The sequence below is a fragment of the Desulfuromonas svalbardensis genome (genome assembly GCF_055389415.1).
Map to the genome: position 1 here is coordinate 930,456 of NZ_AP042416.1, position 24,501 is coordinate 954,956.

At 48.4% G+C, this 24,501-nt stretch carries 25 protein-coding genes and 1 pseudogene; 18 read left to right on the top strand and 8 right to left on the bottom strand.

Annotation, left to right across the window (positions count from 1 at the left end):
• Positions 1–37: 37 nt before the first annotated feature.
• The 11 genes from ACZ5KY_RS04080 to ACZ5KY_RS04130 all read left to right on the top strand — a co-directional run bounded on the left by ACZ5KY_RS04080 (position 38) and on the right by ACZ5KY_RS04130 (position 10,153).
• Positions 38–313: a EutN/CcmL family microcompartment protein gene (locus ACZ5KY_RS04080; RefSeq protein WP_464242628.1), complete on the top strand. Its 276-nt coding sequence runs from the start codon at positions 38–40 to the stop codon at positions 311–313.
• Positions 314–883 (top strand): BMC domain-containing protein, encoded by a 570-nt coding sequence (locus ACZ5KY_RS04085; protein ID WP_464242629.1) that lies wholly within the window; start codon positions 314–316, stop codon positions 881–883.
• Positions 884–942: 59 nt separating this feature from the next.
• Complete coding sequence (locus tag ACZ5KY_RS04090) at positions 943–1,221, top strand: BMC domain-containing protein (protein WP_464242630.1); 279 nt, start codon at positions 943–945, stop codon at positions 1,219–1,221.
• Positions 1,222–1,305: 84 nt separating this feature from the next.
• On the top strand, positions 1,306–1,584 hold the full coding sequence (locus ACZ5KY_RS04095) for a BMC domain-containing protein (protein ID WP_464242631.1): 279 nt from the start codon (positions 1,306–1,308) through the stop codon (positions 1,582–1,584).
• A 115-nt stretch (positions 1,585–1,699) separates the two neighbouring features.
• The gene (locus tag ACZ5KY_RS04100) at positions 1,700–2,809 is read left to right on the top strand and encodes a 1-propanol dehydrogenase PduQ (protein ID WP_464242632.1); all 1,110 of its coding nucleotides are present in this window, start codon (positions 1,700–1,702) and stop codon (positions 2,807–2,809) included.
• A 62-nt stretch (positions 2,810–2,871) separates the two neighbouring features.
• Positions 2,872–4,203, top strand: a complete 1,332-nt coding sequence (locus ACZ5KY_RS04105; protein WP_464242633.1) for a 4Fe-4S dicluster domain-containing protein — start codon at positions 2,872–2,874, stop codon at positions 4,201–4,203.
• Between the two features lie 234 nt (positions 4,204–4,437).
• Positions 4,438–4,989: a BMC domain-containing protein gene (locus tag ACZ5KY_RS04110; protein WP_464242634.1), complete on the top strand. Its 552-nt coding sequence runs from the start codon at positions 4,438–4,440 to the stop codon at positions 4,987–4,989.
• 216 nt (positions 4,990–5,205) lie between these two features.
• Entirely contained in the window at positions 5,206–6,525 is a 1,320-nt protein-coding gene (locus ACZ5KY_RS04115; protein ID WP_464242635.1) for an alginate export family protein, read from the top strand.
• A 225-nt stretch (positions 6,526–6,750) separates the two neighbouring features.
• On the top strand, positions 6,751–8,016 hold the full coding sequence (locus ACZ5KY_RS04120) for an acetate kinase (RefSeq protein WP_464242636.1): 1,266 nt from the start codon (positions 6,751–6,753) through the stop codon (positions 8,014–8,016).
• A 77-nt stretch (positions 8,017–8,093) separates the two neighbouring features.
• Entirely contained in the window at positions 8,094–8,453 is a 360-nt protein-coding gene (locus ACZ5KY_RS04125; protein ID WP_464242637.1) for a hypothetical protein, read from the top strand.
• A gap of 143 nt (positions 8,454–8,596) precedes the next feature.
• Positions 8,597–10,153 carry a DUF4125 family protein gene (locus tag ACZ5KY_RS04130; RefSeq protein WP_464242638.1) on the top strand — a complete coding sequence of 519 codons (1,557 nt, stop codon included), beginning with the start codon at positions 8,597–8,599 and terminating at the stop codon, positions 10,151–10,153.
• Between the two features lie 121 nt (positions 10,154–10,274).
• Here the strand turns inward: ACZ5KY_RS04130 and ACZ5KY_RS04135 are convergent, their stop codons facing one another.
• The 4 genes from ACZ5KY_RS04135 to ACZ5KY_RS04150 all read right to left on the bottom strand — a co-directional run bounded on the left by ACZ5KY_RS04135 (position 10,275) and on the right by ACZ5KY_RS04150 (position 11,960).
• A complete protein-coding gene (locus ACZ5KY_RS04135) occupies positions 10,275–10,709 on the bottom strand; it encodes a response regulator receiver protein (protein WP_464242639.1) in 435 nt (144 codons plus the stop codon).
• Positions 10,710–10,792: 83 nt separating this feature from the next.
• The gene (locus ACZ5KY_RS04140; protein ID WP_464242640.1) at positions 10,793–11,023 is read right to left on the bottom strand and encodes a hypothetical protein; all 231 of its coding nucleotides are present in this window, start codon (positions 11,021–11,023) and stop codon (positions 10,793–10,795) included.
• 61 nt (positions 11,024–11,084) lie between these two features.
• Entirely contained in the window at positions 11,085–11,297 is a 213-nt protein-coding gene (locus tag ACZ5KY_RS04145; protein ID WP_464242641.1) for a hypothetical protein, read from the bottom strand.
• A gap of 417 nt (positions 11,298–11,714) precedes the next feature.
• A complete protein-coding gene (locus tag ACZ5KY_RS04150; RefSeq protein WP_464242642.1) occupies positions 11,715–11,960 on the bottom strand; it encodes a CDGSH iron-sulfur domain-containing protein in 246 nt (81 codons plus the stop codon).
• 180 nt (positions 11,961–12,140) lie between these two features.
• Here ACZ5KY_RS04150 and ACZ5KY_RS04155 point away from each other — a divergent pair, with 180 nt between their 5' ends.
• The 3 genes from ACZ5KY_RS04155 (at position 12,141) to ACZ5KY_RS04165 (ending at position 14,056) form a co-directional block, all read left to right on the top strand.
• A complete protein-coding gene (locus tag ACZ5KY_RS04155) occupies positions 12,141–12,896 on the top strand; it encodes a hypothetical protein (protein ID WP_464242643.1) in 756 nt (251 codons plus the stop codon).
• Between the two features lie 122 nt (positions 12,897–13,018).
• Positions 13,019–13,198 carry a hypothetical protein gene (locus ACZ5KY_RS04160; protein WP_464242644.1) on the top strand — a complete coding sequence of 60 codons (180 nt, stop codon included), beginning with the start codon at positions 13,019–13,021 and terminating at the stop codon, positions 13,196–13,198.
• Positions 13,199–13,291: 93 nt separating this feature from the next.
• The gene (locus tag ACZ5KY_RS04165) at positions 13,292–14,056 is read left to right on the top strand and encodes a SagB/ThcOx family dehydrogenase (protein WP_464242645.1); all 765 of its coding nucleotides are present in this window, start codon (positions 13,292–13,294) and stop codon (positions 14,054–14,056) included.
• Between the two features lie 17 nt (positions 14,057–14,073).
• Here the strand turns inward: ACZ5KY_RS04165 and ACZ5KY_RS04170 are convergent, their stop codons facing one another.
• The 4 genes and pseudogenes from ACZ5KY_RS04170 to ACZ5KY_RS04185 all read right to left on the bottom strand — a co-directional run bounded on the left by ACZ5KY_RS04170 (position 14,074) and on the right by ACZ5KY_RS04185 (position 16,091).
• On the bottom strand, positions 14,074–14,520 hold the full coding sequence (locus tag ACZ5KY_RS04170) for a DoxX family protein (protein WP_464242646.1): 447 nt from the start codon (positions 14,518–14,520) through the stop codon (positions 14,074–14,076).
• A 4-nt stretch (positions 14,521–14,524) separates the two neighbouring features.
• Positions 14,525–15,124 carry a DUF3047 domain-containing protein gene (locus tag ACZ5KY_RS04175; RefSeq protein WP_464242647.1) on the bottom strand — a complete coding sequence of 200 codons (600 nt, stop codon included), beginning with the start codon at positions 15,122–15,124 and terminating at the stop codon, positions 14,525–14,527.
• Between the two features lie 313 nt (positions 15,125–15,437).
• A pseudogene (locus ACZ5KY_RS04180) lies at positions 15,438–15,830 on the bottom strand (redoxin domain-containing protein); the annotation flags it as partial.
• 12 nt (positions 15,831–15,842) lie between these two features.
• Positions 15,843–16,091 (bottom strand): hypothetical protein, encoded by a 249-nt coding sequence (locus ACZ5KY_RS04185; RefSeq protein ID WP_464242648.1) that lies wholly within the window; start codon positions 16,089–16,091, stop codon positions 15,843–15,845.
• Positions 16,092–16,429: 338 nt separating this feature from the next.
• Here ACZ5KY_RS04185 and ACZ5KY_RS04190 point away from each other — a divergent pair, with 338 nt between their 5' ends.
• The 4 genes from ACZ5KY_RS04190 (at position 16,430) to ACZ5KY_RS04205 (ending at position 24,473) form a co-directional block, all read left to right on the top strand.
• Positions 16,430–18,772: a type I restriction-modification system subunit M gene (locus tag ACZ5KY_RS04190; protein WP_464242649.1), complete on the top strand. Its 2,343-nt coding sequence runs from the start codon at positions 16,430–16,432 to the stop codon at positions 18,770–18,772.
• Entirely contained in the window at positions 18,772–20,064 is a 1,293-nt protein-coding gene (locus ACZ5KY_RS04195; RefSeq protein WP_464242650.1) for a restriction endonuclease subunit S, read from the top strand. The genes ACZ5KY_RS04190 and ACZ5KY_RS04195 overlap by 1 nt, the downstream gene beginning before the upstream one ends.
• Positions 20,061–21,089 (top strand): virulence RhuM family protein, encoded by a 1,029-nt coding sequence (locus ACZ5KY_RS04200; RefSeq protein WP_464242651.1) that lies wholly within the window; start codon positions 20,061–20,063, stop codon positions 21,087–21,089. The genes ACZ5KY_RS04195 and ACZ5KY_RS04200 overlap by 4 nt, the downstream gene beginning before the upstream one ends.
• Before the next feature lie 186 nt (positions 21,090–21,275).
• Positions 21,276–24,473 carry a type I restriction endonuclease subunit R gene (locus tag ACZ5KY_RS04205; RefSeq protein WP_464244627.1) on the top strand — a complete coding sequence of 1,066 codons (3,198 nt, stop codon included), beginning with the start codon at positions 21,276–21,278 and terminating at the stop codon, positions 24,471–24,473.
• The last annotated feature ends 28 nt before the right edge of the window (positions 24,474–24,501 follow it).

Here is a 24,501-nt window from a genome sequence, read left to right on the forward strand (position 1 = left end):
GCAGGCTTTTCCTACTAAACCTAACGAGGTGACGAAGATGATAGTTGGCAAAGTGATCGGCAACGTGTGGGCCACGCGCAAAGAAGAGGGCCTAAAAGGGATGAAACTGATGATCGTTCAACAGGTTCACCCTTCCACAAATGAGGAACTGGACACATTGGTGGCCGTCGATTTTATCGGCGCAGGCATCGGTGACCGAGTTCTTGTGTCTAGCGGTAGTTCTGCACGTTATGCAGGAAACAGCCTCGATACACCCGTAGATGCCACCATCGTTGGAATCATCGACGAGGTCGAGGTTCAGGCAGGAGGATAGATGTTGGACTCACTGGGCATAGTAGAAAGCAAGAGCATCGCAGCAGGAGCGGCGCTGGCTGACATCATGGTAAAAGCCGCTGGCGTAACGCTGGTCAAGGCGGGAACCATTTGCTCCGGCCGTTACATGATTTATGTATCAGGGGACCGGGCATCTGTGGCCACCGCGGTGAACGCTGCCGAAGCGACCAACTATCGTTTGCTGGGAAGTTACACCATTGGCGGTGTCTCCAAGCAGGTCGTTGACGCCCTGAACCGAGTGTCAGTCGTCAGCGAACGTGGCGCAATTGGCGTGGTGGAGTGCCGCACGGCTTCATCAGGGATCGTCGCCGCTGATCACGCTGTAAAGCGGTCGGTTATCCAGTTAGCGCACATTGTGACTGGCCAAGGTATCAACGGCAAATCGTACTTTGTGATCACCGGTGATATCGCTTCCGTAGAAGAGTCCGTTGCGGCGGTAAGGGAGGTTCTTGGCAAAGACCTGCTAGAGGCGGTTGTCATTGCCTCTCCCGACCCTTCGGTGGTCAACGCGCTGGTGAACCGTTCGAAAAAAAATAGCCTATCTGAGTAACAGCAACGCTTAATTTTTTAAAAGCACAATCACTACTATTAAAAAAGGAGATACACACGATGAGCGCATTGGGAATGATTGAAACTAAAGGTCTTGTAGGTGCTATTGAAGCAGCAGATGCCATGCTAAAAGCCGCTAACGTTGAGTTGGTTGGCCGTGAGCAGGTTGGTTCCGGTCTGGTAACGGTAATGGTTCGTGGCGACGTTGGCGCTGTTAAGGCTGCCACCGAAGCTGGTTCAGCCGCTGCTGGGCGTGTTGGTGAGCTTGTAAGTGTTCACGTGATCCCCCGCCCTCAATCGGATGTGGAACGTATTCTTCCCCAGAAGAGAGAAGCATAGTTTTTTTTAGGTAGCTTTGGTGACTGTTGCCACTCTGCCTGAATACACAGCAGAACCACTATTTTTTAAAAGGAGATACACACGATGAGCGCATTAGGAATGATTGAAACTAAAGGTCTTGTAGGTGCTATTGAAGCAGCAGATGCCATGCTAAAAGCCGCTAACGTTGAGTTAGTTGGCCGTGAGCAGGTTGGTTCTGGTCTTGTAACGGTAATGGTTCGTGGCGACGTTGGCGCTGTTAAAGCTGCTACTGACGCTGGCGCAGCTTCTGCTAGCCGTGTGGGTGAGCTCGTTAGTGTTCACGTGATCCCCCGCCCACAATCAGAAGTGGAACTTATTCTTCCTAAAAAAAGAGAAGTATAACGTTTTTTGGCCGGTAGCATGAGTGCTTTGCGCTGCCGGCCACTCTTTAACTCACTAACCTTTTGAACGTTTTCAATCCCGTAACGGGGACGAACTGTCACTGGAGGAACTTCTCTTGACTCAATTTAACGGTCACACCAAAATTTGCTACGGCGAAAACGCCATCGGCAATCTGGACAAATTGACGGGCAACCACGCCTTTATCGTCACCGATCCTTTGATGGTGAAGATGGGATTTACCGATCGTGTGATCAGTTGTCTTGAACGCGCAGAGATCACCCATAGCATATTTTCCGAGGTGGAGCCCAACCCATCCCTCGAAACCGTGCAAAAAGGGACTGTCAAGCTACTTGCCGCTGGTGCGGATCTCATTATTGCTTTGGGCGGCGGTTCAGCTATCGACGCGGCCAAGGCGATGATGTACTTCGCCTACCAGGCCGAACCTGCTAAAGGGAAGCCGACGTTAGTGGTGATCCCAACAACCAGTGGCACCGGTTCCGAAGTGACGGCTTTCAGCGTCATTACCGATACCGAACGCCAGGTGAAGATTCCCCTCATCGATGATCTGCTCCTGCCCGACATGGCTGTACTCGACGCGCGCTTTACCCGCTCGGTACCACCAGCGGTAACCGCTATGACGGGTATGGATGTTCTTGTTCATGCTTTGGAAGCCTATGTTTCTACCCCCGCCAATGCGTTTACCGATCTCTATGCGGTGCATGCCATAAAGTATGTCTTTCGCTACCTATTACGGTGCTACCGCAATGGCGACGATATGGAAGCGCGCCAGAACATGCTGCTCGCCTCGTGTATGGCGGGCATGGCCTTTAATAACAGCGGCCTTGGCGTGGCACACAGTATCGCTCACACCTTGGGCGGAATTTTCCATATCCCCCATGGCAAGGCCAATGCCGTACTGCTCCCTTACGTGATTCGCTTTAACAGCTTTGATGTGCGTGATCGCTACCGCACCATCGCTAGCGAACTCGATCTGCCTTGTGACAGTGTGGAGCAGGGCAATGAAAGTTTAATTGAAGCCGTACGCTGGCTCAACAGCCAGATGGATATCCCCAACAGAATACGCGATCTGGGGATTGATGAGGACGAGTTTAACAGCTCTTTAGACGTTATGGCCAACAACGCCATGGACGATCGGTGCACGGCCACTAACCCGCGACGTCCCTCACAAAGGGATCTTACGGAGTTGCTGCGTAAAGCGTATTAGACGAAGCACTGAAAAGCGACATGTCGTTAACGGTGCAAGCAAAAAATAAAGTGAGGGTCGATATGAAAGATCAAATTATAGAGAAGGTACGACAGGCTGGAGTTGTCGGCGCTGGTGGTGCTGGATTCCCGACGCACGTAAAGATCAACGCCACAGTGGACACGGTTCTGGTCAACGGTGCCTCCTGCGAACCTCTTTTGATGAGCGACCCCTACATTATGGAGCATGAGGTTGAGATTTTGATCGACGGTCTCAACGCTGTTCTCGATGCTACCGGAGCTCAAAGGGGTGTCATTTGCCTCAAGAGCAAACACAAACATGCGCTCAAATCAGTTCAAGATGCGCTCGCCAACGACACCAGTGGACGTTTAGAGGTCTTTGAACTGCGAGATTTCTATCCTGCTGGTGACGAGCACGTTCTGGTTAAAGAGGTCACTGGTCGCACAGTTCCTGAGGCGGGTATCCCTCTTCAGGTGGGTGTGGTGGTCAGTAATGTTGAGACCCTTTACAACGTCGCCAAGGCGATGAATGGCATTCCTCTTACCGAACGTTATGTCACCGTCACCGGTGAAATTGTCAACGACATGGTGGTGAAGGTTCCCGTGGGAACCATCGTTTCTGACCTGCTTGAATTTGCTGGTGGTGCAAAACTTACCGATTACCGAGTTGTCGATGGCGGTCCGATGATGGGTCGTGTCCTAGAAAGCACCGATCAGCCAGTAACCAAGGTGACCAGCGGTCTAATCGTTCTTGATCCTGACCACAACATCGTGACGGGAAAGATCAAGGATCCGGCGGTCATTAAGCGTATCACTAGCACCGTGTGCTGCCAATGTACCCATTGTACAGAACTCTGTCCGCGCATGCTTCTCGGCCACCAGATCCACCCGCACAAACTTATGCGCTCCCTGTCCTCCTTGGTCGATGATCCTAAGGCGCGCATGGAAGCACTGTTGTGCTGTGAATGTGGCATCTGTGAAAAGTTTGCTTGCCCCATGGGTATTTCCCCGCGTGAGGTGAACGTGCTGATCAAGAAAGAGTTGATGCAAGAGGGCATTCGTTGGACCGCTAGCGGTGAAGAACCAACCAACCACCCCATGCGTGACATACGCTCCGTGCCCACTGCCCGACTGATGCAGCGTCTGAACGTGGTCAAGTATGACACCCACCCTGGGTTAGCACAAAAAATTTTTGTTCCCCAACGTGTTGCCATCTCACTTTCCCAGCACATCGGCGCTCCGGCGCTGTGTCTAGTGAAAGCGGGCGATCGGGTCGCTAAGGGTGATCTTATCGGCGAGATTCCTGACGGCGCTCTTGGCGCACGTATTCACGCTAGCATCGACGGTGTGGTCACCGATGTTGACGGTGGTGTGGTCAAGATTTCACGAGGTTAGCAGTCTGGCGGGCTTGACGGGCCGTAGCGAGAAATAGACTGCTTGAGATCAGATTTTCGAGAATTTTAGAGCGAATAGCTGGCCTATTTGTCGAAAATTATCGGGGATATGGGCCAAGTCAGGCTATTTCGCAGTAGGTCCATGTTAAGTCTGCCAGGCTGCTAGTGCGACATCAGTCGTTTTATGTAAAGGAATTTGCCGGAAGATCCGGCTTTAGCAAAAAGAGGTGCGAGTATGAATTACAAAACAATCGGTGTTATCGAATTTACCAGTATCGCCCTAGGCATGCAGATCGCAGATGAAATGAGCAAGGCAGCCAGCGTGCAATTGGTGTTTGCTCGAACTATTTGCCCCGGTCGTTACTTTGTGATGGTGGCCGGTGACACGGGTTCCGTTAAAAACTCAGTAGAAGTGGGTTGCGAGTTGGCTGGTGAAGTGGTGGTGGATTGGCTTGTCATTCCCAGCGTTCACCCCACAGTGCTCCCAGCTCTGTCTGGAACCACAACCTGTGACAGCATTAATGCGTTGGGTGTCATTGAGACATTTACCGTGGCTGCTTGCATTCTCGCCGCTGACGCTGCTGCTAAGGCCGCCGAAATAGACCTCATCGAGATCCGTTTTGCAGCTGGTTTGGCTGGCAAGTCTTTCGTCACTATGACCGGTGACGTTGGCTCGGTGAACGCTGCGGTAGCCGCCGGAATCGAAGGGGTGGGAGAGTCTGGACCTGTCCTGAGTCACGTAGTGATTCCATCGCCAAGTGACGATCTCAAAGCACAGTTGTTGTAAGGCAACACTTACGTAAGCTGTTTTTCTATAGGAAGCCTTTTGGAATGATGATCCGAAAGATTGTGGACTTCTCTAAATGAGAAAGGAGAGCGCTCCCACTTAGAATAGAAGGTTTGATTCGAGTTAGAAAAGAGCATGACTTATTTCGAGGTCAGGGGCTAAGCCCTTGTCCACCCATAAGATAATAAAGAGCACGATCCTTATCAGGAGGCAATGATGCAAAAGGTAAAATCAGTACGATTTTTGATTCTTTGTTTATTCGCAGTTTCTATCGTCGTTACATCAACGAACGCTATGGCATATTCTCTTTACGCCAAAAATGGCTTCACCGCTGATATCTCCCTAGAGATGGCTGCGGGCGTGTTCTCTATCCAGAATGCCCATTGGGATGCTGAAGAAGACAAAGGTTACTTCGATGGTTTCATAAAGCCTGTTGTGACTGTTGGCTATGCCACAGAATCAGTTGGAAGCTTCTACGGCGGACTCAGCTACGTGGCCAGTGCCAGCTTTGGCGATGACGGCGCGTGGGGGATGTGGGAAGGAAACACTGAAGAGATCAAGTCTGAACAAGGTTATGTTGGCTGGAAATCTGGTCAGCTTTTCTCCCTCGGCGAAGACCTTATCGATATCTCATTCGGTGAGCAAGAGTTTCACATCGGCGACGGTTTCCTTGTTTATGATGCTGAATTCGACGGTCAGTACGGTGCGTACTGGACCGCTCCTCACAAGGCGTTCGACAACTCTGCCATTGTTCGTTTGAACACCAAGCCCGTTCGTGCTGACTTCTTCTATCTCAAGTCTGACAACGATTACAACGATACCGAACTCTACGGTGTCAATGTTGAGCACATCAACGACACTCTAGGCACGATCGGTGCGACGTGGATGAGCGTTAGTGATGCCAATCAAGATGGTTATGGTTACTACGAAAATCGCGACGGCATGGATGTTTATAGCATTCGCGGTCAAGGTACTCCATTCGCTGGCATGGGTTTAGCCGATCTGTTCCTCTCTTTTGAGTATGTCAAAGAACTCGAAGGTGATAGCGCTGAGAAGGATGCTACCGGTTGGTACGCAGAAGCTGGCTACACCATTTCTGCTCTTCCTTGGACTCCAACCTTAACTTACAAGTACGCATTCTTTAGTGGAGACGAAGCAGACACCACTGATGACGAAGCGTTTGATCCTCTATTTTACGGCTTTTCTCGCGGCTGGGGTTCTCACTTCATGGGTGAAATCGTTGGTGAGTACTGGTTGTTCAACTCGAATCAGAAAACCCACATGGTTAAGCTAAACCTGCAACCAACCGACAGTCTTTCTATTGGTGCGATCTACTACGAATTTAAACTCGATGAAGAAGCTGGCTTCGGTGACGATTTTGCTGACGAAGTTAACATCTATGCGGATTACGCTGTGAATGATCACCTTTGGTTGACCGCTGTATTTGGCTACGCAAAGGCAGGCGACGCTTGGGAAGCAGGCGGCGATCTTGAAGATACCAAATTGCTAGAAGTCGCAGCGTTCTTGTACTTCTAGAAAACCTCGTCCTTGGTGATGAGGTGCTGCATAAGTGACAAAAAAGATAGGGGCCGGAATGGCCGCGCCCCTACCTTTTAGATGGTTGCTACGAGCCTTTTGCGGTGGCTTGGCGGCCTAAAGGGATCTGAGATATTACCGGATCAGGGCCCGCTAAAGCATAAACAATAAATAAAAAACACTACTTAACCATTAATTTGTTTCACACCGAGGAGTATCAATTTCATGGATATTTTAGCTTTAAACTGCGGCAGCTCTTCACTCAAGTACCAGCTATTCGATTGGGAGAAGAAACAAGTCATCGCCAAGGGGATGGTCGAGCGAGTTACCATTGGCGGCTCTTACATCATTCATGATGTACCTGGCCGCGAGACCTATCGTGAAGCGTTTGCATGCCCCGATCACAAGGTCGCCGTTGCTCTGATCATGCGAACTCTCACCAACGCCGATCACGGTGTCGTCAAGGACATGTCTCAGATTTCGGCCGTTGGTCATCGTGTTGTCCATGGTGGTGAGAAATTCACCGGTTCGGTGCTTATCGACGATTCAGTCATTGAGGCGATCAGAGAGGTTCAACATTTGGCACCGCTGCATAATGCGGCGAATATCTCTGGCATTGAGGCGGCTAAGGTCAATCTTCCCGATGTCCCTCATGTAGCGATTTTCGATACCGCTTTCCACCAAAGTATGCCTGAACATGCTTACACATACGCGGTGCCGTACGAGTGGTACGAAAACCACGGTGTACGCCGGTACGGCTTCCATGGCACCAGTCATCTATATGTTTCCAAGCGTGCGGCGGCATTGCTCGGCAAAGAATCGAAAGAGTGCAACATCATCACCATGCATATCGGTAATGGCGTTTCGCACTGCGCCGTTAAGGGCGGTATCTCCATCGACACGTCCATGGGTCTGACCCCCCTCGAAGGATCGATAATGGGCACTCGCTGTGGCGATATCGATGCTGCGATTCCCGGATTCATCATGGAACGTGAGGGTCTAACTCCCAGCGATATTGATACCGTACTGAATAATCGCTCAGGCGTTTTAGGCATCACTGGCCAGTACACCGACCGCCGCGATGTCATTGAAGGGGCCGAAAATGGCGATAAGCGGTGCCAGTTGGCGCTGGAGATCGAAGGCTACCGTTTGAAAAAATATATCGGCTCTTATGCCACGGCACTGGGTGGTGTTGATGCCATTGTCTTCACTGCTGGAGTTGGTGAAAATGCCAGTCTGATTCGTGAGAAGGCTCTCGAAGGTCTTGAGTTCATGGGTGTCGAACTTGACATTGAAAAGAACAAAAAAACCTTCAGTAAGAGTGGGGAAACCCTGATTAGCACGGCAGATTCTACGATCAAAGTCTTCGTCATCCCCACCGATGAGGAGCTGGTGTTTACCGAGGACGTTGTCGGTATTCTTGAGGGCACTTATAGCGACCACTTAAGCTATCCGTACACATTTTGCAGCACGGATTTTAAACAGCAATAAGTTTAAATCTTGTCGTTGTTTTCCAATGATTCGTTGCTTGGAAACAACGGCTACAACTCTAAAACATGGAGATAACCATGAACATCGACAGAGATAAGTTTTTAACAAAAGTAATGAATGAATGTTGGCATGGCGTTGAGATTGACGAGTACCGCAACAACGCGGGGTCAGCTCAAGCACTCTGCAAGTGTGGCCAAGGCTCAAGGTGGAAAAGCCGTTTCAACGATGAGGATTTTCAGTTCACCCAGAATGATTTTTCCACATGGAAGTGTTTTGAAAAACTGTTCAACTTGTTAACACATCATGACAGAAAACTTGAATTTTTCACCAAATATGGTGCAATTGTTCATGGCGATGAAGAACCAAAATTTTACATTGAAGACAGTCTCATCGATCCTGATAAGTTTGCCGATATTGCCTATGCATTTTTGAAATAAGCACTATCCGACGGCCTGCTAGCATTGATGACTAGCCGACCGGTAACTTGAGCTAATTGAGTTATACGGTTTAGGCTGGTTGGGAATGAATAGACTCGTTCGAAACGATCTCTTTCGCTCCTAAAACAAGGATAAAGACTATTATGACCGGACTTAATCTTAGTGAATCATTTTACAATGGATGCGGAAAAGAGATTTTCGAAAACACCTTTAAAGCTCTAATGGAACGGGTTGCGATTGGTCTCGTTGGTCCTGGTTCCGAGTGTTTCGGCTTTGATGATGAATTCTCACGTGATCATGATTGGGGGCCCTCCTTTTGCCTCTGGGTAACCCGGGAGGACTTTCAGCGCTATGGTAAGGAACTTCAAGCTTGCTATGATGCGCTGCCAAAAGAGTATTTAGGCTTTGGTCCGCGGGTGGTGAGCCCGGGTGAAGAGGGTCGTGTTGGCGTTATGGAGATCAGCAGTTTTTACGGTCACTATACAGGTTTAACGAGCGCACCGAACTCCATCGAGGATTGGAACATTTCATCCGAGAACTTAGCTCTGTGTACCAACGGCAAGGTTTTTTCTGACCCGCTGGGAGAATTTTCCCAATGGCGAACGGCTCTGCTTAATTTTTATCCCGAAAGCCTACGATTGAAGAAAATAGCCGACTGCTGCATGCATGCAGGGCAAGCCGGTCAATACAATTGGCAGCGGGGGATTTTAAGAAACGACCCGTATGTCATCAACGCCGCCAAGGTGAAATTTTGCACAGAGATCATGCAACTGATTTATCTGTTGAACAAAGTTTATGCCCCTTTTTATAAATGGCTGTTAAAGGGCGTTGGTCAGTTACCGATTCTGGGCGCAGAAATTGCCCCTCTGATTGAAAAGGTTCTGACCGGACAAGATGAAACGACTTCTGGGCCGAGCGGCTGGAAACAGCAGCAGGCCACCATGGCGCTTATTTGTCAAAAAGTTAGTTCTAAACTCCAAGATCTTGGCCTTAGCGATCAAAAGGTTCCCTTTTTAACGGATCACGCTCCATCTATCCTGGCCCGAATCAAGGATCAGGAATTTAAAAACAACCCGAGGGGAGTAACAATGAATCTGCCGGCTAAGGATGAGACCGTAAAAAGGATAGTAGCAGGTGAGTGGGAGATGTTTTCTTGCGTCAACGCCATGGCTGATTCAGATCCTTTAACCCAGGGCCAGCCCACCTGCCGAGACTTTCCAGAGGAATTCAAGATTCACAGAATCGCAACACTCATGGCATGGTCAGAGAGAACCTTGGTCAGTTATTTAGATGATATCAATGCAGCGCGCAATACGAGACGAAACCTTATGACGTATAAATACGCTAGGATGGATAACCTTATTCCCTGTGAAAATAACAGCATCTATATTGATAAGATTGCCGAAATACTGCTTCAGTGGCAGCAAGAGTTCATAGATAAATACCCACGAATCATGTCCGGAGGTCGCTCACTCTCTGGGGGAGATTCTGGCACTGACTGGGGTTCCTTTAAAAATTATTTGTGTTGTGAACTAGAAAGCTACTCTGAAAAAACGCTTCGCGGCCTGTTCCTCGATACCGAAGACCTCAGGAATTCGGGACGGAGCATGTCCGAAGAGGTCTATAAAATACTTGTGCAGCAAAAAGGGTATAAAAGTTTAGATGAAGCAGAACAGAAGCAAACCCGCAGCCTTCACTGATCGACCTCTTCTCTCTTATTTGTACCAGCAAGGATTCAATCGTAGCGCCATAAAAAAACGGCGACCTAAATCAAGGTCGCCGCACAAAGTCATTTCAAAATATTTAAGTGAATAAAGTAAGCTATCTTACCCCAAACATCGGTGTCAGTCGCTGCCATACCCCTTGTGACCTCTTCAAACTGGCCTCTTTGGCGCATTGCAGGGCGAGTTGCAACTCTTCAGAATCCTCGGTGTCGCGTGGTTCAAGAGCGTGATAAAAGATTCCCGCCGCCCGTGCCTGACGTAAAAACCCTTCTGAAGCCGAATCGGCGAGCAAGATGATTTTGATATTTTTCTGCAAATGACGAAAGATCGGGATCACATCGAGAACGTTACTGCCATCAAAGGTGGCACCAACAATCAAGATTGCCGGTTTTTGCTGACGTAACACCTCAATCGACTCAGACACGCTGTTAACCTGATAGGGTGTGCAGTCAGCATTACGCACCGCGTTATGTAATAACGATGACGACGACTTATCATGTTCTGTATTGTAAGCAATCATGACTGGGAACATAGCGCTCCTCCTATCTTAAAAGAACTCCCCTAGTCAAAAGCGTTGACTCATGACCAGGGGATGAAAGTTAACGAGTTTCTGAGTTATTTCTTTTGCTCAGCAAGCTCTTTTGGGCTGGCAACCGCTTTAACAATACCCATCATAACCATCACTGCAGGAACCAGTTGCGCTACCACGATCAGTGCACAGAAACCTAAGAAAGCCCAAACGATGAATCCGCTGTTGTCAACACGGCCTGCAGTTGAAGCCAATGCAGGAGAAGCAGCGAAAAGAGTAAACAGAGCAGTTAAGGTGATGTTTTTAAGAGCTTTCATGGTTGTGGTCCCTTTCAAGTTGTTTAAGAAAATATGAGTATGAATCGTTCAATTAAATAATTTAGTGGTTTTCAGCGTGACCAAATACACCCTTGAGCATTCCAAATCCAAGAATAAAGGCTGGTACCAGTTGGGCTACAACGATCAAGCCGCAGAAGCCAAGGAACAACCATGTGATTAAACCACTGCTTTCACCCTGTTGACCTGCGAATGCTGGAGCTGCAGTAAGAGCGAGAATTAATAGGCTTGTGGTAATCTTAGTAAGTGATTTCATGGCGTCCTCCGAAATATGTGTTTGATGCTTCGTTGTTGCGTTGTTGTCTTTCTTATATAGCGAGAGTTGTGCCAAGAAATGATTTATCGATAAATAAAAAGTTAACTAACTGATATTCTACAGTTTTTCATAGGATTCTTGAGCCGGTCTAGTCAGTGGTGAGTGTGCTAAACGTATGAAAAAATTATTCAGAAGATTATAAGAAAGAGTACAAACAAAGAGTGGAAAAAGAGGAAAGCTCAATTTTATCAGTAGGTTAAGTAGTAATAGATAAAATATACGCTAAATATATTTTACATATTCATTGATGTTGAAGCGTTAAGAGTTGGATTTAGGGGCAATAAAAAAAGCCGATTCGCTTACACAGCAAATCGGCTTTTGTCACGTCAAACAGCCTGCTCGCCGTTGAACATGTTATTACTCAGGCAGATTAACGCCACAAGTACTGTCACAAAAGGGTTGGTTTTCACTTTTTCCACAACTACAGATATAAACCTTTTGTTTCTCTTTGATCTCAAATTGAATCGGTAATGGCGAACCAGAAGGGTGGTTGCCATCGCAAAAGGGTAAATTTTGTGATGAGCCACAGGTGCAGCGTGAGTAGGTTCCTGGCTCTAGGGTCAAGGCAATGGGCATAGCAGCATCGGTATTCATTTTTGACATGGCAATACTCGTTTCATTACAGGATCATTGTTAGTGGACTAGAAAAGGTTAACCTGTCAGCTACTATACGTGAAGCCAACCCGTTAGGGAAAGCTTTCGTGACACTTGACCGCAGTTTGTTCATCTGCGAGATTACACTTTATAGCCATAACTCATTCCATAACTCTGAAAGCGGTATCTATGTGTCGAATCTTCCTTAATCAGCCAGATCCGTATCACCGTCTGCTCGCTGATACGCAACAGGGCGACGGTCAGCAACGGTTAGTCCATCAACTGGATCAGTTGGGTGTGGATTATCTTCTGCCACAAGGGGAAGTTCACCACCAAGGCTTTGCTGTGCTTGGTGTCGGCTACTGTGGTGTGGTGCTCGCTGGTAGTTGGCAGCAACACAGTGCCGCCATTAAAGTGCGCCGCAGCAGTTGCCAACAAGCTAACCTCGATAATGAGGCACGCTTACTCCAACGTGCTAACGATTTAGGTATCGGCCCGCAACTCTATTGTCATCAGGGTGATATCATCATCATGCAGCGATTAACTGGTCTGCCTATGGGTCGCTGGCTCGAACAACTCAACTCCAGTCAAATTCCACAATTAAAGATCATTCTAAATCGCTTATTTTGGCAAGGGTTTCGCCTCGATCAAGCGGGGATCGATCATGGTGCGCTGCGCTGCGTAAGTGAACACGCCTTTGTCGATGGCGAGCAGTTGACCCTCATCGACTTTAGTCACAGCAGTGATCAACGCCATCCGAATAATGTGACCTCACTGGTGGCAGGTTTGTTGTGGGGAACAAAACTCGCCGAGATCATTCAACAATGGATCACGGTTCCGCAGCGAGACGAATTACTGCCCGCATTGCGTCGTTACAAAAAGGTGCCGACGGAAGATCATTTCAAGTTGTTGTTAGGGGAAATTGGCTTGCCGTTACAGGTATAACTAAACAGGTTAGATCAGGTAGGGCAGTCATTGTCCGCCAACACTAACCCCAATTCAGCGTACAATCAAAACTCGTCGGACAGTGCCCGACCTACATAACTGTCTGGTTATCTCAAAAGTAGATGGCCGAGCTGTTTGATAAAAATCCTGATACGATAGGGTTACATGTTCGTAATATTTATAAAGAGGGTGGGCTTGATATTGAGGGAATTACCGAGGATTCCTCGGTAGTTCAAGATGAGGGAAAAAGTCTGGTAGGGCGGGCATTGTCCGCCAACGCAGAGGACACTAACCCTAAATAACATTTGTAGATCCTTCAGCGTACAATCAAAACTCATCGGTCGGTGGCCGACATACATAATTGCTATGATGGACAATCGATAACAGGAGATGTCATGACGTTACCAAGCATAGAACAGCAACGTGATTTTTTGAAAGATCACCTACGTCAGCAGATCGACTTTTACCTCACCGATCAAAACCGCGGTGTGATGCCGCCGCCAGTGCAACGGCCACCTCGACCTGAGCAAACAGTGATTGAACTTCCCGCTGCCGACAGCCGAGCCGCCTTTGCTGGCACGGATCTACTCGATGCCATCGAACAACGCCAAAGTCACCGTCACTACACAGTCGAACCACTCTCTGTTGCCGAAGTTGGCTTGCTCCTTTGGGCCACTCAAGGTATTCGTCAAACCATCAACGATGGCTGCGCCCTGCGTACCGTGCCCTCTGCGGGCTGCCGCCATGCTTTTGAAAGCTATCTCGTTGTTGCAAATGTCGAAGGACTCGAAGCGGGGCTATACCGTTACTTACCCTTACAACATGCCTTAGTCTGTGAACGGTTAGGTGACGATTTCCCCAACCAACTTAGCGCCGCCGCCCTTAATCAACACTTTGTGAGCCAAGCACCACTGACCATCGTTTGGAGCGTCATCCCCTATCGTATGGAGTGGCGCTACGCCCAAGCTGCTCACCGCGTCATTGGCATGGATGTCGGTCATGTGTGTCAAAACCTCTATTTAGCCTGTGCAGCGATTGGCGCAGGAACCTGCGCCATCGCTGCTTATGATCAAACGGAAATGGATGCGTTGATTGGGGTGGATGGCGAGGAAGAGTTTACCCTGTATCTCGCTCCGGTAGGGAAGGTTGAGCGTGAGTAACGGTTAGATTTACTCTCCTACTGTTGGTTGCTTATCGCTCGATCAATCGACACCGCACCGCCACCTTTGATCATCAGGGCGAGGGCAATACCGATGGCTAGGAGGTGGTACTCAAAGCCTTCCCCCGCTTGCGTACCCTGCCAGTTCATGAAAAAGCCGTATTGGGTATGCACCATAACAATGGCGCCAGTCATAACCGCTGCAATGCCTAACGCACACAGGCGCGTTAAGAAGCCAAAGATCAACCCCAGCGCACCAAGTGATTCGGCACAGATCACTAAAATAGCCGCCTCCATCGGTACGTCCATTTTATCGGTAAAAAAAGCCATGGTGTTAGTTAGGCCGTGGCCACCAAACAAGCCCAGAGTTTTCTGTAATCCGTGGGGTAGCATCACAACACCGAGGGTGACACGCAGTATCAGGCTGCTGGTGTCATTGTTTGTTGAAAAAAAATATCTAAACATAGGCCTACTCCTTTATCGTTATGGGGGCGGGCGCTGATTCAATACGAATATCGTCATACCATGACAAGGCGCTGCCCTTGGTGTTGTCGGTATCGGTCATAATGGCAATCGCTCCTACCATAGGCGGTTCTTCGCCAAACAAACGGCGATAGTCTTCCAGCACATTGCGCTTCTCAACGTGCCAGCTGCCGATATTCTCGCGGCCACTTTGCACTGCCAACATCATCGAACGGCTAGTGTAGGTGCTGGGAATATGGGTGCCGATTGGCAGTTTATTGGCCCAAATGTAGTTGATGCTACGTGTCATCGGGAAAAACCAATGGGGAAAAACTACGTAGAGTCGTGCCGCATAGTCATCACCAGCTTTATGGCTGGCATCGCCGTTGGCGATCACATCGCTCACTTTCCAGCGCCAACTCAGCAGCGGGTAGTCGTGCAAGCTATAGCGCTTTTCGTAAATCAGCGCTGAAGCTGCGGCGTGGCTCTCGGCCTGTAGTACCTCCCCCGTTGGTTCAGTGGCCGTGGTGTAGCGAGTTTGACCGTTAAATTCCTTTGCCTGCCACTGTGGGCTCAGTCCGTGATCGAAATTGTCGATTATTACCACTGAGGCTGAGTCGCTGGCGTAACACGGCAACACTAGTGCTGTCGCACACATAAGACACGACAATGTGACATATTTGAATATCTTATTAGCTCTACACTTCAGCTGGTTAAATTCAGGGTACCGTTGATCACTAATTGTTTCGCTCCTTGTCTAGCAGACTGTCGGACTTAGCAAGAATCTACTGCGAAATTATCTGATCGGCGCATATTCCCTCACATTTTCGACAAATAGGCTAGCTATTCGCCTTCAAATGTTCGAAATTCTGCTCTCGATCAGCCAATTTCTCGCTACGATTCACCAAGCCCGCAGACTGCTAGTGTGCGGTTAATTCCTTAAGCATGACGATGGTTTTCTCCGGTGCTGTGCGGGTGGAGTGATCAAGGTGGATCTCCGTTTCGCGGATCACACCGTTGGTATCAATAATGATGCAACTCGGCATCGGTATCTGCCATGAGTTGTCACCATTGTAGCGCGGTACGTCGAGGCCAAATTTCATATAAATATCGTGTAACTCTGGTGCCAGAGCATAGCTCAGGCCAAACTGTGCTGCAAGCTGATTGCCCGGATCACATAACAGTGGAAAGCCGAGCTGATATTGATCGACCAGCGGTTTTGCATATTCAGTCAACATTGGTGAAATCGCCACTAATGTCGCACCTGTTGCCTGAATTGCCGGTAATGCTTGTTGCAGAGCGTCCAGCTCCGCGAGGCAAAACGGTCACCAACCACCGCGGTAAAAATGGATTAGCAGCGGGCCGTTGGCGCGCAACTGAGCCGAATTAAATTCCAACCCGTAACCATCATGCAAGGTGAATTCTGGGGCCTTATCGCCCGGTTTAAGCGCGCGCGCCAAAATGCCCGAGTTAAGCAACTGCTGCGACGCAGTTTGCATTGTCGCCATTTGAACTGGATCAACCTGAGCAGCAAAATCTGTAGCAATGGCTTCGAGCTTTTCCTTCAAGATCATGGCAAACCTCCCTGAAAATGATTGATGGATGTTTAATAACGATATCAGGGTCGGGCGGGGATGCAAGTGGTGTGATTGTTGTCGTTTGGTGAGCCACTCTAAATGGTTAGATTTATTTACAGAAATTAACTCGCGGTGTAAGGTGTTTAACTGTTTTATGTGGAGCACGTAGGATGCGGTGAGGCCAACGAACCGCACCGGTCTCCGTTACCAATAGATGAATGATGCGGTTCACTCTGTTCGCCGGCAACCTACCGTCAGTACAATAATCAAATGGGGTTGTGGCTTAACCGATAATCGCATTTAACTACAACCTATAAGAAAGCCTGTTATCTAATATGACCACCAATTTCACACAAACCGCTGCCTTCATTTGGGCCGTCGCTGACCTGCTGCGCGGCGATTTCAAACAAAGCCAGTATGGCCGTATTATCCTGCCATTCACCTTATTACGTCGCCTTGAGTGTGTCCTACAAAAAGACAAGGCCGCTGTGCTGGCCAAAGCTGCCGAAGTTAGCAGTATGGATCTGCCTGATGAAGCTATCGAGAAGCTTATCATGCGTTCAACCTCGGCAAAGTTTTTCAACACCTCTGCAATGGACCTTTCTAAGCTTGGCGAAGCGGGAATCAAGGACAACCTTGAAACCTACATTCAGTCGTTCTCCAAGGACGCCCGTGAGATCTTCGAGCACTTCAAGTTTACCGAGTTTATCGCTCAACTCAGTGACGCCAATCTGCTCTACAAGGTGGTGCAAAAGTTTGCCAACACCGATCTTAGCCCCGAGAATATTTCTAACTACGAGATGGGCTTAGTGTTCGAAGAGTTGATTCGCCGTTTTGCCGAGAGTTCTAACGAAACAGCAGGGGAGCACTTTACCCCGCGTGATATTGTTCGCCTAACCACCTCATTGGTGTTTATGGAAGATGACGACGCCCTCACTCAGCAAGGGATCATTCGCACCATTTATGACCCCACAGCGGGAACTGGCGGCTTTCTCTCCAGCGGTATGGAATATGTTTACGAACTTAATCCCAATGCGGTAATGCGTGCCTTCGGTCAGGAACTCAATCCCGAATCTTACGCCATCTGTAAAGCCGATATGCTGATTAAGGGGCAAGAGGTCGATCGCATCAAACTCGGAAACACCCTCAGTAACGATCAACTATATGGCGAACCGTTCGATTACATGCTCTCCAACCCACCGTTCGGCGTCGATTGGAAAAAGGTCGAAGGGACTATCAAGGATGAACATAGCCTCAAAGGCTTTGCTGGCCGCTTCGGCCCCGGCTTGCCGCGTGTTTCCGACGGCTCACTGCTGTTTTTAATGCACCTGATTAGCAAGTTGCGTGATGCCAAGGACGGCGGTGGCCGCATTGGTATCATCCTCAACGGTTCACCTCTATTTACCGGTGGCGCAGGCAGTGGCGAAAGTGAAATCCGCCGTTATATTCTCGAAGCTGATCTGCTCGAAGCCATCGTCGCTTTGCCGACCGATATGTTCTACAACACCGGCATTGCCACTTATGTGTGGGTGCTGTCCAACAAAAAATCGAAAGAACGTAAAGATAAAGTACAGCTTATCAACGGTGTCAACCTGTGTGGCAAAATGCGTAAATCCCTTGGTTCCAAACGCCATGTCATGTCAGAACAGGATATTGCCACCATCACCCGTAGCTTTGGCCAGTTCGAAAAAGTAGATACCGTCGAACTCGATAAACCTGCTGAGGTTAAGAGTAACCGCGGGCGGCAGTCTGCCAACCCGAAGGCTGTAGCAGCCAAAACCTTTGCTAGTAAGATTTTTGCCACCACCGATTTTGGTTATCGGCGCATTACCGTTGAACGACCCTTGCGCTTATCGGTTCAGTTCACCAACCAACGGATCAATGAACTACGCTTTGCGCCGAAACCATTTAATGCGGTGATGAAATGGGCCTATCAGCAGTTTGGCCACAGCTGGATCAATGAAAGCTATGGTGATCTTTCAGCTGTTGCCGTCGAAGTTCGGGCGCACATTAAGGCGAACTTTAAAGAGCTAAAAGAGAAACAGATTAAAGAGTTGCTCAATAGCAAACTGTGGTGCTTTCAAAAGCAGTTGTTGGAGAAAGGTCTAGCATTGCAAACCGCCTTAGCCAAGCAGATGGGTGCTGCTGCCATTGTTGATAGCCCCTGCGATGATTTCAACCACTTTGATGAGCAATTGAAACAGGCACTGAAAAGCAGTGATTTAAAACTTGAGACAAAAGAGAAAAAACAACTACTCGATGCCGTGAGTTGGAAGAATCCAGCGGCCGAGCGGGTGATTAAGAAGATTCATAAAGGACAAGGGGTGATCAGCACCCCTCTCTACGGCCTGTTTGCCGTCGATGGCAAGGTGGTTGAGTTTCAGGCTGATGGCGATTTGCGCGATAACGAAAATATTCCCCTCGATCCGTCGCAAAGTGTCAGCGAAACCGTCGAGATCTATTTTCTCAAAGAGGTTGCGCCCCATGTGCCGGATGCTTGGATTGATGCCAACAAACGCGATGATAAGGATGGTGAGTTAGGGATTGTCGGCTACGAAATTCCATTTAATCGCCATTTTTATGTTTATACTCCGCCGCGTTCATTGGAGGAGATTGATCGGGATTTAGATTTGGTGAGTTCGGAAATAATGGACCTTCTTCGGGAGGTGCATAGCTGATGGCTGGCAGATATCTTGTGTATTCAGAATATATAAACTCTGGCGAAGTATGGTTGGGTGTCGTTCCAGCGCATTGGGTTTTAATGCAAGCAAAACACTGCTTTTTACTTCAACGTGGACATGACCTCTCTTCGGATAAAATGGTTAATGGAGATTTCCCTGTCTACGGCTCAAACGGTGTCATTGGTATGCACAACATTTTTAATACAAAAGCGCCATCTGTGACTGTTGGCAGGAGCGGGAGCGTTGGTGAGGTGAATTACGTCCAAGAGGACTACTGGGCTCATAATACAGCACTTTATCTGAAGGAATTTAAGGGGTCACCACCAAAGTTTTTATATTATTTGTTGCTGGCACTAAGTCCCAAACGTCTCAGTGCGGGATCTGTCGTTGGAACATTAGATAGAAACAATATACACGCCCAGTTGGTTGCCTTGCCATTGGAATGTGAAAGAGAGGTGATCGCCAACTTTCTCGACCACGAAACCGCCAAAATCGACACCCTGATCGCCAAGCAACAACAACTGATCAAATTGCTGAAAGAAAAGCGGCAGGCAGTGATCAGCCATGCCGTCACCAAAGGACTTAATCCCGATGCATCGATGAAAGATTCCGGTGTTGAGTGGTTGGGCGAGGTGCCGGAGCATTGGGTTGTCGCGAAATACAAGTTTTGTGCATCGCGAGTAGTTGTTGGTATCGCTGAAGCGGCGACTCACGCTTATGCTGACTCGGGAGTTCCTATTATTCGTTCGACAAATATTGGTGAAGATGGGTTGAGAACATCAGATCTTTTGTACATTAAGGAAGCTTTTGCCGAACAAAACAAAAGTAAATATCTATATGCCAAAGACGTGGTAACTGTTAGAACTGGTTTTCCTGGTATCAGTTCAGTCATCCCTGAGAGTTTGAATAAGTCGCAGTGCTTCACGAATTTAATAGCAACGCCCCTTAAAAGCCATGTCCCAGAGTTTTTGTCTGAATATCTCAACTCTCATACAGGGAAGTCTTATTTTGAACTGCTTGGCTGGGGAAGTGCACAGAAAAATATTAGTGTACCTATATTGCAGAACATCCCAATAGCATTCCCTCCGCTCGTCGAGGAAAAATATATCGTCGAGTATGTGAGTAAACAAAAAAAGCGTTTTGACGACTTGACAACAAAAGCTTCCCAGTCAATTGAGCTTATGCAGGAGCGCCGCACCGCCCTCATCTCCGCTGCCGTCACCGGCAAAATCGACGTCCGCAACTGGCAATCCGATCAAACTGAACCCCGCAAGGAGTCACGCGCATGAGTGACAATCGAGAACAAGGGGAGTTCATCCTTTACGGCTCCGATGATGGTCGATCAGAGGTTCAGCTTAAGGCTATTGATGGCTCGGTATGGTTGAGCCAGTTAGAGATGGCGGAGTTATTTGCGACGACGAAGCAGAATGTCAGCCTGCATGTCAGAAACATCTACAAAGAAGGGGAGTTGAGTGAGGCGGCAACTGTCAAGGATTACTTGACAGTTCAAAGTGAAGGTACGCGGGCGGTTAAGCGTAAGATTTCACTCTACAACCTAGAGATTATTCTGGCAGTGGGTTATCGCGTTCGTTCTCCCCGTGGGACCCAGTTTCGTCAATGGGCTACGCGGCATCTAACCGAATACCTAGTCAAGGGCTTCGTAATGGATGACGAACGCCTCAAAAATCCGGGCGGATGGGACTACTTTGACGAACTCCTCGCCCGCATCCGCGAGATACGGGCATCGGAACAACGCTTTTATCAAAAGGTTCGAGAACTGTTTTCCTTGAGCGTCGATTATCACAATGATGAGCAAGCGGCACACCGTTTCTTTGCCGAGGTACAGAATAAGTTGCTCTACGCTGTCGCTCATAAATCCGCTGCAGAAATCGTGGTGGAGCGTGCCGATGAGGACGCACCCAATATGAATCTCTGCAGTTGGGGTGGTGGCCGTGTGCGCAAACAGGATGTGATTGTCGCCAAAAACTACCTCACGCAAGATGAGATCGATTCTCTCAACCGTCTGGTGGTGATCTTTCTTGAACAGGCGGAATTACGGGTTAAGGGGCGTCAGCAACTCACCCTCGATTTTTGGCGCAATAACGTTGATCGGACGTTGGAATTTAATGACCTTCCACTATTATTGGGAGCTGGTTCCGTCAGTCACAAGAAGATGCAGTCGATTGTGCATACACGCTACGAAGCCTTTGATTCCCAGCGTCGGAGCGCTGAAAAGGCCGCCGCCGATGCCGATGATATGCAGGAGCTGGAGACATTAGCGCAGCAGTTGGAACAGAAAAAGGGCAAGGAATGAGCGTGTCTGTGAAAATCTTATTTCACCGGAACCTGCTTAGGGGTAATGAGGCCAGTGTAACTATTTGATATTTATGCGTAATTTTATTTCATCGCAGCCGGAAGAGAGCTTTCTTGGTTGTTGGGGGTGTTGACTTTGAAGAACAAATCGAATGAGCTTACCTTTCAAAATGACATCATCAAGCAGATGATCGCTAACGGCTGGCTGTTAGGTTCACCGACAGGCTATAACCGTGAACTCGCTTTATACGAGGAAGACGTGCTCGGCTTTGTTCAAGACACTCAGCCTCAAGAGTGGCAAAAGTACTACAAACTCTATCCACAAAATCCTGAAAAACATTTTCTCGAAAGGGTCGCCAATCAGCTTAATAAAGTTGATTCTAACGCTGCAAACCGTGAGTTGCGCACCTTTGGTACCTTGGGTGTGCTGCGCCATGAACTGCGTGATCGCGGCGCGCGCTTCAAGCTGTGTCAGTTTAAACCAGAGCATGATCTCAATCCCGATACGTTAAGTCGTTACCAGAACAACCGCTTACGTCTTGTGCCAGAGTTGGTCTATAGCCCTTATGCTACGGATGAGCATTTGGCTGAAACGGGGAAGCAGGCGAAAAAGTGGCGCATTGATCTGGTGTTGTTTGTTAATGGCCTGCCTATTGCGACGCTGGAGTTGAAGTCGGAATTTAAACAGGCGGTTGAAAATGCCATAAAGCAATATAAGTACACCCGCCCACCAAAAGACCCGGTGACGAAGAAGCTAGAACCGCTATTGACCTTTAAACGTGGCGCCTTGGTCCATTTTGCTGTGAGTCAGTACGAGGTTTACATGACCACCAAGTTGGCCGGCGGCGATACCTTTTTTCTCCCCTTTAACAAGGGAACGAAAGAGGGCGGCGCTGGCAACGATATTCCTGAGAATCAAGAGGATTACTCCAGCGGTTACTTGTGGAATGAGGTGCTGCTGCCCGATAATCTGCTCAATATTCTTGCGCGTTATGCGCATCTACAGATCGAAGAGATCGAAGATTGGCAGGGAAAGAAATCAAAGAAAGAGTCGCTTATTTTTCCCCGCTATCATCAGTGGGATGTGGTCAATCGGCTGTTGACTGCGGCGCGCAGTGAGGGTGCTGGGCAACGGTACTTGATTCAACACAGTGCCGGTTCGGGTAAGTCGAACTCCATTGCTTGGACGGCGCATCAACTGTCGTCGCTTTATGATACCGAGGGCAACAAGCAGTTCCATTCTGTCATCGTTGTTACCGATCGTACGGTGTTGGATGATCAGTTGCAGGATACGATTCATCAGTTTGAACATGCTGATGGCGTTGTCGGTCGCATCAACAATAAAGAGGGCGATGGGTCGAAGTCGGAAAAGCTGGCGCAAGCGCTGGAACAGTCACAACCGATCATTATTGTTACCATTCAGACATTTCCTTTTGTTTTAGATGCCATTGAAAACAGTTTGAGCTTGAAAGAGCGGCGCTATGCGATTATCGCCGATGAGGCTCATTCCTCTCAGACGGGATCTACCGCCAGCAAGTTGAAAGAGGTGTTGATGGTGGAGAATTCTGCCGATGATGTGGAATTATCAGCAGAAGATATTCTTGATGCGACGGTGGCGGCGCGGCGCAATAGTGCGAATCTTAGTTACTTTGCGTTTACCGCGACCCCTAAGGCCAAAACGCTGGAGTTGTTTGGTCGAGTGCCGAACCCTGAATTGCCAGCATCGAAACAAAACAAACCTGTTGCCTACCACGTTTACACCATGCGTCAGGCCATTGAGGAGGGTTTTATCCTCGATGTGCTTAAGAACTACACCAATTACAAGGTGGCCTATCAGTTGGCGCAGCGGATTCAGGCTCAAGATGAAGAGGTTGATAGCAAGAAAGCCAAGGTGAAGCTAGGCCAGTGGGTGCGACTGCACGACTACAATATTGCCCAAAAGGTGTTGGTGATTGTTGAGCACTTTAAGGATAACGTTCTGGGTTTACTTGGTGGTCAAGCTAAAGCGATGGTGGTCACTGGTTCGCGCAAGGAGGCGGTGCGTTATAAGCAAGAGTTTGATAAATACGTGGCGAATAAGGGCTACGATTCGATTCGGGCGATGGTGGCTTTTTCTGGTGAGGTGGAATTTAACGACGGCGATCCAAATGCCACGGCGTTGATAGGCGATAAGTTCACCGAAAAGAATATGAATCCAGCGTTGAAGGGGCGCGATATGCGTAAGGCCTTTGATTCGGATGATTATCAGATAATGCTGGTGGCGAATAAGTTTCAGACTGGTTTTGATCAGCCTAAATTGTGCGCCATGTATGTGGACAAAAAGCTCGGTGGCGTCGATTGTGTGCAAACCTTATCGCGTTTGAATCGCACTTATCCTGGCAAGGATGAAAGTGGCACCTTTGTCCTCGATTTCTTCAATGATCCGCAAGATATCCTTGATGCGTTTCAGCCCTATTATCAAACGGCTGAATTGACTGATGTATCTGATCCGAATCAGGTTTTTGATCTGTTTGATAAATTGCGCAGTGAGAACATTTTCACTACGCAGGAGGTTGAGCAGTTTGTTGTCGCCTTCTTTGCTAAAAATAACAGCAATGCGGCCATCAGTAATATTTGCAAACCAGCGGTTCAACGTTGGCAGGTGCGCTATAAATCAGCAGTCGATGCGTTAAAATTGGCGAAAGTGATGTTTGAGCGCACCAAGCATACGGGCGACCCTGTATTATTTGCCAATGCTGAAAAGAGCTTCAAAGACTGCCAGCAGGAAAAGGATCGGTTGGAGATCTTCAAAAAAGATCTCGGCAGCTATACCCGTTTCTATGAGTTCATGTCGCAGATTGTCGATTATGATAACAAGGATTTGGAAAAACTCAGTCTCTATGCACGCCACTTACGCCCCATGTTGCGCGAAAAAGTGACCGATGAAGATGATGTCGATCTGAGTAATGTTGCCCTGAGTCATTATCGCTTGTCGGTGCTACGTCATCAGGATTTGGTGTTAGAAACAGAAGCCGAGTACGGGTTAGAGCCGGGAAATGAAGTGGGCAGCGCCAAGGCAAAAGATAAGAAAGAGGAGTTTCTGTCGCAAATTTTGGAACGCCTGAATGAGCTGTTTATTGTTGATCAACTCAGCGATAAAGATCTGATCAGCTATGCTTACACCATTCGCGACAAGATAAGTGAAAACAGTCGTGTGATGAATCAAATTGAAAACAATAGCCCTGAACAGGCGATGTTAGGTGATTTCCTCAAAGCGATCGATGATGCCGTGATGGACAGTAGTGACGCGCATCAGAATCAGATGCTACAGATTTTATCTAACCCAGAAGTCGCGAAGGGCTTTTCGCGAGTGGTGTTTGATTTGCTGCGGCCAAAAGAACAGTAGGGTGTGGTGAGTAAAACGAACCGCATCG

Excerpts from the sequence above, each read along its gene's own strand:
- ACZ5KY_RS04080 (WP_464242628.1), top strand. The coding sequence starts at position 38 with ATGATAGTTGGCAAAGTGATCGGCAACGTGTGGGCCACGCGCAAAGAA.
- ACZ5KY_RS04085 (WP_464242629.1), top strand. The coding sequence starts at position 314 with ATGTTGGACTCACTGGGCATAGTAGAAAGCAAGAGCATCGCAGCAGGA.
- ACZ5KY_RS04090 (WP_464242630.1), top strand. The coding sequence starts at position 943 with ATGAGCGCATTGGGAATGATTGAAACTAAAGGTCTTGTAGGTGCTATT.
- ACZ5KY_RS04095 (WP_464242631.1), top strand. The coding sequence starts at position 1,306 with ATGAGCGCATTAGGAATGATTGAAACTAAAGGTCTTGTAGGTGCTATT.
- ACZ5KY_RS04105 (WP_464242633.1), top strand. The coding sequence starts at position 2,872 with ATGAAAGATCAAATTATAGAGAAGGTACGACAGGCTGGAGTTGTCGGC.
- ACZ5KY_RS04110 (WP_464242634.1), top strand. The coding sequence starts at position 4,438 with ATGAATTACAAAACAATCGGTGTTATCGAATTTACCAGTATCGCCCTA.
- ACZ5KY_RS04115 (WP_464242635.1), top strand. The coding sequence starts at position 5,206 with ATGCAAAAGGTAAAATCAGTACGATTTTTGATTCTTTGTTTATTCGCA.
- ACZ5KY_RS04120 (WP_464242636.1), top strand. The coding sequence starts at position 6,751 with ATGGATATTTTAGCTTTAAACTGCGGCAGCTCTTCACTCAAGTACCAG.
- ACZ5KY_RS04125 (WP_464242637.1), top strand. The coding sequence starts at position 8,094 with ATGAACATCGACAGAGATAAGTTTTTAACAAAAGTAATGAATGAATGT.
- ACZ5KY_RS04130 (WP_464242638.1), top strand. The coding sequence starts at position 8,597 with ATGACCGGACTTAATCTTAGTGAATCATTTTACAATGGATGCGGAAAA.
- ACZ5KY_RS04135 (WP_464242639.1), bottom strand. The coding sequence starts at position 10,709 with ATGTTCCCAGTCATGATTGCTTACAATACAGAACATGATAAGTCGTCG.
- ACZ5KY_RS04140 (WP_464242640.1), bottom strand. The coding sequence starts at position 11,023 with ATGAAAGCTCTTAAAAACATCACCTTAACTGCTCTGTTTACTCTTTTC.
- ACZ5KY_RS04145 (WP_464242641.1), bottom strand. The coding sequence starts at position 11,297 with ATGAAATCACTTACTAAGATTACCACAAGCCTATTAATTCTCGCTCTT.
- ACZ5KY_RS04150 (WP_464242642.1), bottom strand. The coding sequence starts at position 11,960 with ATGTCAAAAATGAATACCGATGCTGCTATGCCCATTGCCTTGACCCTA.
- ACZ5KY_RS04155 (WP_464242643.1), top strand. The coding sequence starts at position 12,141 with ATGTGTCGAATCTTCCTTAATCAGCCAGATCCGTATCACCGTCTGCTC.
- ACZ5KY_RS04160 (WP_464242644.1), top strand. The coding sequence starts at position 13,019 with ATGGCCGAGCTGTTTGATAAAAATCCTGATACGATAGGGTTACATGTT.
- ACZ5KY_RS04165 (WP_464242645.1), top strand. The coding sequence starts at position 13,292 with ATGACGTTACCAAGCATAGAACAGCAACGTGATTTTTTGAAAGATCAC.
- ACZ5KY_RS04170 (WP_464242646.1), bottom strand. The coding sequence starts at position 14,520 with ATGTTTAGATATTTTTTTTCAACAAACAATGACACCAGCAGCCTGATA.
- ACZ5KY_RS04185 (WP_464242648.1), bottom strand. The coding sequence starts at position 16,091 with ATGATCTTGAAGGAAAAGCTCGAAGCCATTGCTACAGATTTTGCTGCT.
- ACZ5KY_RS04190 (WP_464242649.1), top strand. The coding sequence starts at position 16,430 with ATGACCACCAATTTCACACAAACCGCTGCCTTCATTTGGGCCGTCGCT.
- ACZ5KY_RS04195 (WP_464242650.1), top strand. The coding sequence starts at position 18,772 with ATGGCTGGCAGATATCTTGTGTATTCAGAATATATAAACTCTGGCGAA.
- ACZ5KY_RS04200 (WP_464242651.1), top strand. The coding sequence starts at position 20,061 with ATGAGTGACAATCGAGAACAAGGGGAGTTCATCCTTTACGGCTCCGAT.
- ACZ5KY_RS04205 (WP_464244627.1), top strand. The coding sequence starts at position 21,276 with ATGATCGCTAACGGCTGGCTGTTAGGTTCACCGACAGGCTATAACCGT.